8 protein-coding genes and 2 pseudogenes are annotated in these 10,237 nt (G+C 32.5%); 8 read left to right on the top strand and 2 right to left on the bottom strand.

Translation table 11 applies throughout. The annotated features are described in order from the left end of the window. The first annotated feature begins 299 nt into the window (after nt 1-299). The 8 genes and pseudogenes from ssb to IDG60_RS18405 form a co-directional block, all read left to right on the top strand. A complete protein-coding gene (gene ssb, locus IDG60_RS18440; protein WP_025176264.1) occupies nt 300-596 on the top strand; it encodes a cassette chromosome ssDNA-binding protein in 297 nt (98 codons plus the stop codon). Next, complete coding sequence (gene cch1, locus IDG60_RS18435) at nt 596-2,377, top strand: cassette chromosome replicative helicase (RefSeq protein WP_016170666.1); 1,782 nt, start codon at nt 596-598, stop codon at nt 2,375-2,377. Before ssb ends, cch1 begins: the two co-directional genes overlap by 1 nt. A gap of 200 nt (nt 2,378-2,577) precedes the next feature. After that, complete coding sequence (gene ccrA, locus IDG60_RS18430; protein WP_016170667.1) at nt 2,578-3,939, top strand: cassette chromosome recombinase CcrA; 1,362 nt, start codon at nt 2,578-2,580, stop codon at nt 3,937-3,939. Further along, a complete protein-coding gene (gene ccrB / locus IDG60_RS18425) occupies nt 3,936-5,564 on the top strand; it encodes a cassette chromosome recombinase CcrB (RefSeq protein ID WP_016170668.1) in 1,629 nt (542 codons plus the stop codon). The genes ccrA and ccrB overlap by 4 nt, the downstream gene beginning before the upstream one ends. A 500-nt stretch (nt 5,565-6,064) precedes the next feature. Then, a complete protein-coding gene (locus IDG60_RS18420; protein ID WP_016170669.1) occupies nt 6,065-6,415 on the top strand; it encodes an SAUGI family uracil-DNA glycosylase inhibitor in 351 nt (116 codons plus the stop codon). A gap of 86 nt (nt 6,416-6,501) precedes the next feature. Then, nucleotides 6,502-6,813 carry a DUF960 family protein gene (locus IDG60_RS18415; RefSeq protein ID WP_016170671.1) on the top strand — a complete coding sequence of 104 codons (312 nt, stop codon included), beginning with the start codon at nt 6,502-6,504 and terminating at the stop codon, nt 6,811-6,813. A 14-nt stretch (nt 6,814-6,827) separates the two neighbouring features. Next, nucleotides 6,828-7,334 (top strand): DUF1643 domain-containing protein, encoded by a 507-nt coding sequence (locus IDG60_RS18410; protein ID WP_001092189.1) that lies wholly within the window; start codon nt 6,828-6,830, stop codon nt 7,332-7,334. A gap of 48 nt (nt 7,335-7,382) precedes the next feature. Next, a pseudogene (locus tag IDG60_RS18405) lies at nt 7,383-8,993 on the top strand (IS1182 family transposase); the annotation flags it as partial. Here the strand turns inward: IDG60_RS18405 and IDG60_RS18400 are convergent. Then, a pseudogene (locus tag IDG60_RS18400) lies at nt 8,984-9,226 on the bottom strand (type I restriction enzyme endonuclease domain-containing protein); the annotation flags it as partial. The pseudogenes IDG60_RS18405 and IDG60_RS18400 sit on opposite strands and share 10 nt — an antisense overlap. Beyond that, nucleotides 9,216-10,202: a beta-lactam sensor/signal transducer MecR1 gene (locus IDG60_RS18395; RefSeq protein ID WP_001549960.1), complete on the bottom strand. Its 987-nt coding sequence runs from the start codon at nt 10,200-10,202 to the stop codon at nt 9,216-9,218. The pseudogene IDG60_RS18400 and the gene IDG60_RS18395, both read right to left, overlap by 11 nt. Nucleotides 10,203-10,237: the final 35 nt, after the last annotated feature.

The raw sequence follows: 10,237 nt of genomic DNA, 5'->3' as shown, positions 1-10,237 counted from the left end.
ATATAGTAGGAAGACCTTTAATAACGATTACAATGGTCTTCTTGATAAATTAATGATTCAGGTAATTAATGATTTTTATAAATTACGCTTAAAAAAATTGAATAGTGGCTCTAAATTATATTATTAGCATACTTTTTTAAACCCAACGATTTTTTTATCGTTGGGTTTTTTAATTAACAAAAGGTGTAATACCAATGTCCTAATATTTTCCTCTCAAATTTAGAACTTTATATCTCAGTATAGATATAAGATACAAAGGCATCATTTAAATGATGACTAATATACAAAGGATGATCCAAATGACTTACGAACAAAAAGATGATTTTAAAAAATTAAAAAATAGAATTTTAGGTATTTCAATTAATTTACCGGAAGGACAAACATTTACTTTCCATGACTTGAACCGTCGTGCAAATGTACCGTGTTCTAAAGCAGTACAACAAAATGTTGGGCGTTGGTTCGCATATTTTGTAAAACATGCGCCACGTGTTCCATTTATTATTATCGGTAAAAATACCAATGGTCATTTAGTATATATGAAAGTCGGACCTAATCCACTAAATGATAGCAACCCTTCGAAAGGAGGTGTTCGCTAATGGCTCAAACTAACTTTTCGTTTAATCCTTTACCGTATTATGTACCAAAAAAAGGTTGGTATGAAGATAAGCCTCCCAAAGAAAAAGGAGGAATGCCTATTGAAGTTGAAATCGCAGGTCCTATCGTTATCGAAAATAAATTTATTGACCCTAAAACTAACACTGAAAAAGTAATTATTACAGACGAGGATCAAAAAGTAATTGTTGAATCTAGTGATATTTTAACAACACAAAAACTGCCCTCTTTAATGAAATATGGATTTAGTATTAATGAAAAATATACAAAAGATTTAGGCTATGCGTTGCAACAAATGCGCAATCAATTACCCATTTCCTACTTATATGAAGGGGTAGGTATACTGGAAACACCGTTTGGTCCTATTGTATCGTTAAATGAAATCTATACTACTACGGAATTTGATAATAAATCTCCATCTGACGCCATTTGTGAGAATACTTATGACTTAGCACCTAGGGGCACATTTGATAATTGGTTTAACATGTATATTGACGAGGTTAAAGGTCATCTTCTTTTAGAATTGGCAGTCATATTTGGGATTTCTGCCTTAGTGACAAGTTTTCTGAAGCACAAACATGAAATCGAATTTGCAGGAATTATCTTTAGTTTTACAGGTCAATCCTCAACCGGTAAGTCAACTGCGGCTGCTTTAGCGGTATCCGTCGCTGGTAACCCTACCAAAGGTAATGAAACTCTTTTTAGAAGTTGGAATGCCACACGTAACGCACTTGAAGGTTACTTAAGTAACAATTTTGGTATACCTATTGTATTTGACGAACTCTCATCAGCAACTTTTAAAGATACAACGGGGTTATTGTACTCTATCGCTGAAGGTCAAGGGCGTCAACGTTCCAATGTACATGGAGAAGTTAAAACGCCTAAGAATTGGGGCACTTCTGTCATTTCAACCTCTGAATACAGTATCTTTAATGATTCTGCTCAAAACGATGGATTACGTGTAAGAACCATCGAGATTAATGAACAATTTACTACAAATGCGACCAATGCTGACAATATTAAAAAGGCTGTGGCACTAAACCATGGTCATGTTTTACCGTTAGTAGCTCAATACCTTATAAAGCGTGAAGATGAAGTTATTCAATCGTTTTGCGAGGAAGTGGATTGGTTTGAAGCTAAATTAGAAGATGAAAAAAGTAACACAGGCATTCGTATGTTTAAGCGTTATGCAGTCATTACAACATCTGCGAACATATTAGGTCGTGTTTTAGCTACAGATATTGATATCGCTAAAATAAGAGACTACTTTATTGATTATCATGCTCATACAGTCTCTGAACGATCACTGGCAGATAAAGCGATCGAAGTCATTACTCAATTTGTAGCACAAAACCGTGGTAAATTTTCTGATGATACAGCGTTAAAGAATATGTTCGAGAACTATGGACTAATTGCCTTAAAAGATAATCATATCGAAGTCAAAATCATTGCGTCTGTATTTAAAAATATGTTGTTAGAGCATCACTTCCAAGATGTTAATAATGTTGTTAATGCACTAAGGGATAAAGGATTTATCGAATCTGACCATGATCGAATTACAACAAAAAGAACAGTCAAAGATAACAATAATAAGAAACATTCACTTGTTTTTTATCATTTGAAATTAGATTTAGAGCATGCATCAATTCTTGGACTAAACAAAGAAAATGGAAGAGTTCAAAATAAGGCTAAACAAGAGCTCGAGGAATCAATGTCAGATGTAGAGTTCATCAAATCTAATGTCATAGATTATTCTGATTTTTAATTAAATAAATTATTTAATATAAATTAATGTGAGTACTGGAGTAGATAAAATGGAAGAATTGATCGAATTACTAGCTGATTTAGTCGTTGAAGAGCTACAGAACGATAATTAATCATTGCGGTCCAACGTGTTAAAAGCACGTTGGACCTTTCATTCTAATTTACTCACAAATATATATTATCTTTTTGGAGGTGTATAACATGGAAGAAGTTATTGCTTATGTACGTCAAAGTACACTCAAACAACAAAGCTTAGCTACTCAAAAATCGCTCATTATGGATACTGCTAAGCAATATGGATGGTCTAATGTGACATTTTATGATGATAAGAGAAGCGGTCGAAATACAAAACGTTCAGGCTATAAAAAAATAGTAGAAATAATTACGTCTGGAAAATGTAAAGTATTGTGTTGCTATCGTCTGAATCGACTCCATCGTAATTTGAAAAATGCTATACAATTCTTTGAAATTTGCAAAAAGCATCACGTCACAATCATCAGCGTGAATGATGGTTATTTTGACTTATCTAAAGAATTTGATCGCTTTCGCCTAAACATACTTATGAGTCTAGCTGAAATGGAGTCTAATAATATCAGTGAACAGACACGAAATGGGATAAGAGAAAAAGCCAAACAAGGTAAGCTAATCACAACTCATGCACCTTTTGGCTATCGTTATAGACAAGGTCATTTTGTTGTATATGAAGAAGAAGTCCATACAGTCAAAGCAGTTTATCGCTTGTACTTACAAGGTCTAGGCTACAAAAAGATTTCCCAACATTTAGATAATAATTCTAAGCTTATTCCACGTAAGCCCTATCAAGTTAGAAATATTCTCTTGAACCCTAACTATTGTGGTCGTGTCATCAATAAGTATGGAACGTTTAATAATATCGTTCCGCCTATTATTGATGTTGATACGTTTGAAGAAGCACAAGAGCGGCGTATTCATAAACAACACAATCGATCCAATTCTAGAAATAAGCTAAAGCGACGAATCAAATGTCCTTACTGTCAATCAACATTAACAAACTTAACAATAAAAAAAGAACATCATTCTCTACGTTACTATGTTTGTCCTAAAAATATGAATGACGCTTATCGTACATGCCCATTTAAAGGTATCAATGCACCAGAACTTGAAAGTAAAGTGCTCGACACTTGTAAAAAGTATTTTGAAGAACAATCGTTTCATAATCGATTGAATGACACAATACTCAAAGTCCTAAAACAGCAACAAATGAAGCACAGACAATCACATCTAACACAAGAACAACTCATCGAAAAATTAGCACAAAATCAAATTGACATAGAAACATTTAAACGGTTATCTACTAGCTATGAAAGTGAAGAACGTTACTCTAATTATTCACATAAACAAATGGCCGAAGCAGTCCGTCATGTTATCAAAGATAAATTGACATTAGAAACCATAGCACCTTTGATTGATGACATTACAATAACTCAAACTAAACAGTTACAAAGAATCTACTTTAAAAATAGTCCATTCAATATCGTTGAACAATCGCATTTAATAACTCCTGAAAGGAATGAAGTCATATGAAACAACTCAAAAAGAAACGTATTGGATTATACGCACGTGTATCAACTGAAATGCAAACGGATGGTTACAGTATTCAAGGTCAATTAAACCAACTTACAGAGTATTGTCAATTTCAAGGATATGAAGTCGTTGATGAATATACCGATCGAGGTATATCGGGTAAAACAATGCAACGTCCAGAATTACAACGTATGTTAAAAGATGCCAACGAAGGTAAATTAGATTGTATTATGGTCTACAAAACCAATCGTTTAGCTAGAAATACCTCAGATTTGTTAAATATTGTCGAGGAATTGTATAAGATTAATGTCGAATTTTTTAGTCTCACTGAAAAAATAGAAATTGCCAGCTCCACAGGTAAGTTGATGCTCCAAATTTTAGCCAGCTTCGCAGAATTTGAAAGAAATACGATTGTAGAGAATGTCTACAATGGCCAAAGACAACGTGCGATTGAAGGTTATTATCAAGGTAATTTGCCTCTAGGCTATGATAAAGTACCTGATAGTAAAAAAGAGCTCATGATTAATCAACATGAAGCGAATATTGTTAAATATATCTTTAAGTCATACGCCAAAGGTCATGGTTATCGTAAGATTGCGAACGCATTGAATCATAAAGGTTATGTGACTAAGAAAGGGAAACCGTTTAGTATTTCATCCATTACTTATATCATCTCAAACCCTTTTTATATTGGAAAGATACAGTTTGCGAAGTATAGACACTGGAGCGATAAGAGACGAAAAGGACTCAATGAGGAACCCATTATTGCTGATGGTAAGCATGCACCTATTATTGATAAAGCTTTATGGGATAAAGTACAGTTTAAACGCCAAGAGAGTCGCAAGAAACCTCAAGTTCATGGTAAAGGGACCAATCTACTGACTGGAATTGTAAAGTGCCCAAAATGTGGTGCAGCCATGGCGGCAAGTAATACAACCAATACGTTAAAAGATGGCACTAAGAAAAGAATCAGATATTACTCATGTAGTAATTTTAGAAACAAAGGTTCTAAAGTATGTTCAGCCAATAGTGTTAGAGCAGATGTATTAGAAAAATATGTTATGGATCAGATATTGGAAATTATCAAAAGTAAAAAGGTATTGAAACAATTGGTTGAAAAGGTAAATAAAAAAAGTCAAATAGACGTCTCTTCTTTGAATCATGATATTGCCTATAAACAGTCACAATGTGAAGAAATAAAAGCCAAAATGCATACACTAACGAAAACCATCGAAGACTCACCTGACTTAGATAGCGTATTGAAACCAACAATACTTAGCTACCAAGATGAATTGAATCAAATAAATAATCAAATACATCAACTAGAACAAGATAAACAAGCAGAAGCTCCACATTATGATGCTGATATGATTGCCAACGTACTACAAGCAATATTCAAAGATATAGACAAATTAGAGAAATCTCAGTTGAAATCACTCTATCTGACAGTTATCGATCGTATTGATATCCGAAAACATGAACATCATAAGAAGCAATTTTATGTTACGCTCAAATTGAATAACGATATTATTAAACAACTATTTGATAATCATCCACTTGACGAAGTGCTCCTTAGCACTTCGTCTTTATTTTTGTCCCAAACTTTATATATAACTATTGAATAAACAATAACTACACTGCTATTCTTTCATTTATTTTATCCAACAATTTTTTAGAATTCTCTTTATCAATTTCAATAACACTTATCTAATAAAACAGTCATTGTCGTAATTATTTCACAACTACATGATGCTTATATTGAAATTGCTAAAGAACATCCCACAATGATTTTTTAACGGGAAATGAATGGGATTTGCAGATTCGAAGAAGCAGAAGGATTGTGCAAGCACAATCCCAAAATCCCGTTATTTTTTATAAATAAATAATATATATAAGGAAACAGAGACACCACCTTATCATCAATACTTATAAATAATGAGTTGATTGTTCGTCAAAATAGGCGGTATTTCGGGATTTCCTTGTCATATCAACGTTTGTAGCGGTTTTTCATATGGGATTTTCTCTTATTCCCACCGGGATCCGTAATAAATGATAAATCAAATATATATTATCTCAGTGATGTATATGAAATACGTCGCTATCAAACTATCTAGGAGGCAATGATATGAAAACCACCACTCAAGAACTCAAACAATATATAACTCGTCTATTTCAACTATCTAACAACGAAGCATGGGAATGTGAAGCGCTAGAGGAAGCAGCAGAAAATATACTTCCTACTCGCTTTGTAGACCATACTCCACTTGCGCATCTTACACTTGAAACTTATACCTACTATAACGATGAGCTACATGAGCTAAGTATCTATCCATTTCTAATGTACGCCAACAACCAACTCATCAGTATTGGTTATCTGGATCATTTTGATATGGACTTTCTGTACCTTACAGATACTAAAAATACAATTATTGATGAACGTCATCTACTAAAAGAGGGAGAGAATGACCATGAATAATTGGATCAAAGTGGCACAAATATCTGTTACAGTCATTAACGAAATAATTGACATCATGAAAGAAAAGCAAAATGGAGGAAAATAGTATGAACATCAATCGATACATTACAAGAGGCATTAGTGAACACCTATCTCTAGAGCTTCAAATATTACTTTGGAAGATGGTAAAAGAACGGGACAATCAACCTCATACAGATTATCTACACATTTTTAGACTACAAGAAGATGAGAATATACTCTCAATCACACATGAACAAGAACAACCCGCATACAAATTGGAATATCACTATACAAACTATGTAAAAAATCAAAATGCATTACCTAAGAAAGTCTACGTCATCCGAGAAGATGATGTAGACGCTTTTTATTATGTGATGCTTTTACCAGAAGAATACTAAAGGAAGTGACGATGATGAATACAATCAAAAGTACGATACACACAGAAGCCATATTTAGCGATGATGAACAGCACCGCTATTTACTCAAGAAAACATGGGATGAAAAGAAAGCTGCATGCACAGTGATAACGATGTATCCTCATTTAGACGGTGTATTATCACTCGATCTCACAACTGTTCTTATCCTCAACCAATTAGCCAATTCAGAACGATACGGTGCTGTATATCTTGTAAATCTATTCTCTAATATTAGAACACCCGAAAACCTCAAACATATCAAAAATCCATACGATGAGCACACTGATATTCATTTGATGAAAGCGATTAGTGAAAGTGACACAGTGATTCTTGCTTATGGTGCCTATGCGAAGCGACCAGTTGTTATCGACCGTGTCGAACAAGTGATGGAAATGTTAAAACCTCATAAAAAGAAAGTAAAAAAGCTCATCAATCCAGTAACAAATGAAATTATGCATCCACTCAACCCTAAGGCACGTCAAAAATGGATTTTGAAATCATAGCAAATACATGGAGGTCAATATGGAAACAAAACAAATCAACATCGTTTTACTGTAAATGATATTGTTGAAACAATTCCTGACAATGAATTCGACGAATTCAGACATCACCGTGGTGCAACTTCGTACCATCCTAAAATGATGTTAAAAGTGATTCTATATGCCTACACACAATCTGTATTCTCAGGTCGTAAAATAGAAAAAATGCTTAATGATAGCATCCGAATGATGTGGCTATCACAAAATCAAAAACCTTCTTATAAAACAATTAATCAATTTAGAGTAAATCCAAAAGTAGATGCTTTATTAGAATCTTTATTTATTCAATTTTACAGTCAGTGTGTAAAACAAAATCTTATAGATGATAAAGCTATTTTTATTGATGGTACAAAAATTGAAGCAAATGCCAATCGATATACATTTGTATGGAAAAAGAGTATTCAAAACCATGAATCAAAGATGAATGAGGATTCTAAAGCCCTCTACCATGAATTGGTAACCAATAAAATCATACCGGAAATTAAAGAAGATCATGATAATGAATTAACAAAAGAAGAAATAGATTTGATTGGTAGTCACTTAGATAAAGAAATCGAAGATTTAAACCAACATATCAACAATGAAAAATGTACTAAAACAAGAAAACAAATACGTCTCAAAAGAACTAAAATCAAAAAATACAAAAAGCAAATCAATGATTATTTTGAGCGAAAGTATCGATACGAATTTCAAAAATCTATTTTAAAGGATAGAAATAGTTATTCTAAGACAGATTATGATGCGACATTTATGAGAATGAAAGAAGATCACATGAAAAATGGACAACTTAAGCCAGGGTATAATTTACAAATAGCAACAAATTCCCAATTTGTTTTATCTTATAATGTGTATCAAAATCCAACGGATACTAGAACGATGATTCCATTTTTAAATTCAATTCAAGAGACCTACGGTCATTTACCTGAATATATTGTAGCTGATGCAGGTTATGGTAGTGAATCAAATTATAAGGCAATTATAGATGACTTTAATCGAACGCCACTCATAACATATGGAATGTTTATAAAAGATAAAACTAAAAAATATAAAAGTGACATCTTTAATACTCAAAATTGGAACTATGACGAAATTAATGACGAATTCATTTGTCCGAATAATAAACGGCTAGGTTTTAAAAGATATGTCTATCGTCATGATAAGTATGGTTATAAGCGAGACTTCAAATTATATGAATGTGATGATTGTTCAGAATGTCCTCTGAAAAATCAATGTATGAACTTCAATTCAAAAACAAACAAAAAAATAATGAAGAATTATAACTGGGAATATTTTAAATCCCAAATTAACAAAAAGCTTTCAGAACCAGAAACAAAAAATATCTACAGTCAAAGAAAAATTGATGTGGAACCTGTTTTTGGATTTATGAAGGCTATTTTGGGTTTCACTCGGATGTCTGTCCGAGGACTCAATAAAGTCAAAAGAGAACTTGGTTTTGTATTAATGGCACTTAATATAAGAAAAGTAGTAGCTCAACGAGCTGAAAATAATCAAAAAATTTATAAAAAAGACAATTTCTATATTATTTCAATAGAAATTGTCTTTTTTCACTTATCCAAGAACTTTATGTCCCGGACTCATTATGATTTATTTTTTTATTGCTGACTTGCCATTAATTCTGCTTGCTCTACAACTTGTTCCACAGCCATTTTTTGAAGATCTGGTGGATAGCCATATTTCTTTAATAGGCGTCTAACTTGAACTCTCATTTTAGCTTTAGCACTGTCTCGTTTAGACCAATCAACACTCATGTTATCCTTAACTGTTTTAGTTAACTCATGTGCAATGGCTCTTAACTCTTTATCGCCCAAAGCTTCTTTAGCTGTTTCATGTGAAGCTCGATATACTACATACAATATACGCAACAATACGCTTGTTTCGATTAGGTTTAGGCATTGAATCATAAAGTGCAATATACTTAACACGTTCTTTAATATTTGAATTAAAACCTAGTAAATATTGTGCTGCCACATTATTTATGTGCTGAGATTTTAAAATAGAGCATTTTAATATCGATTCACCATAACGTATATGTTCATGGCGATTCAAAATTTTTAAAACGTTTCTATCACATACTTTTTCACAGTCATTGTCCATCATTGTTTTACTTATATATAGTGCAGGATTAAACCAGAATATCATTTTAAAAACAACATAAAGCTGGTTGAATATTAAGTCATGACTTTTCACATGTGATAGTTCATGTAGAATAATATATTCAATTTCTTTGTCATTCATGGTTTCGACTACGACAGTTGGTAGTACAATTTGGGATTTCACTAAACCAAATACCATCGGATTATCAATGTTTGAACTATAACTAATTGTTATATGCTTTTTGTAGAACTGCATCTTACTTTGACATACTTTAAGTCGTTCATTAAGATATGACGATTCCAATGACGAACTTTTAATAACATCAATTTGTCGGAATGCCTTAATCATATAAAATAAGCACAACAAACTACCAAATACCCATATCAAAAGAATCATATACGTTATATTTGAGGTCTCAAACTGATTAACATTAATTGCTAAGTCTTTCGTAACAGATGATTGTTGACCATCTAACATATGACTAACCGAAGAAGTCGTGTCAGATACATTTCGATTCATCATATCTTTTGAAAATGTAAAATTCGATATTTTGTAAAATGGTATTAATGGAATTAACGTGGAGACGAGCACTAATAACCAAATCTTATGTGACATAATATTTTGAGTATATTTTATATAGAGCATTCTCACTAAAAAAATTACACATATCGTGAGCAATGAACTGATTATACTTAACATTAAAAAAGATGATAACACCTTCTACACCTCCATATCACAAAAATTATAACATT

It is taken from the genome of Staphylococcus sp. EG-SA-2, assembly GCF_017152085.1.
Note: the sequence above shows the minus strand (reverse complement) of the source record. Positions and strands in the feature narration are given on the sequence as shown.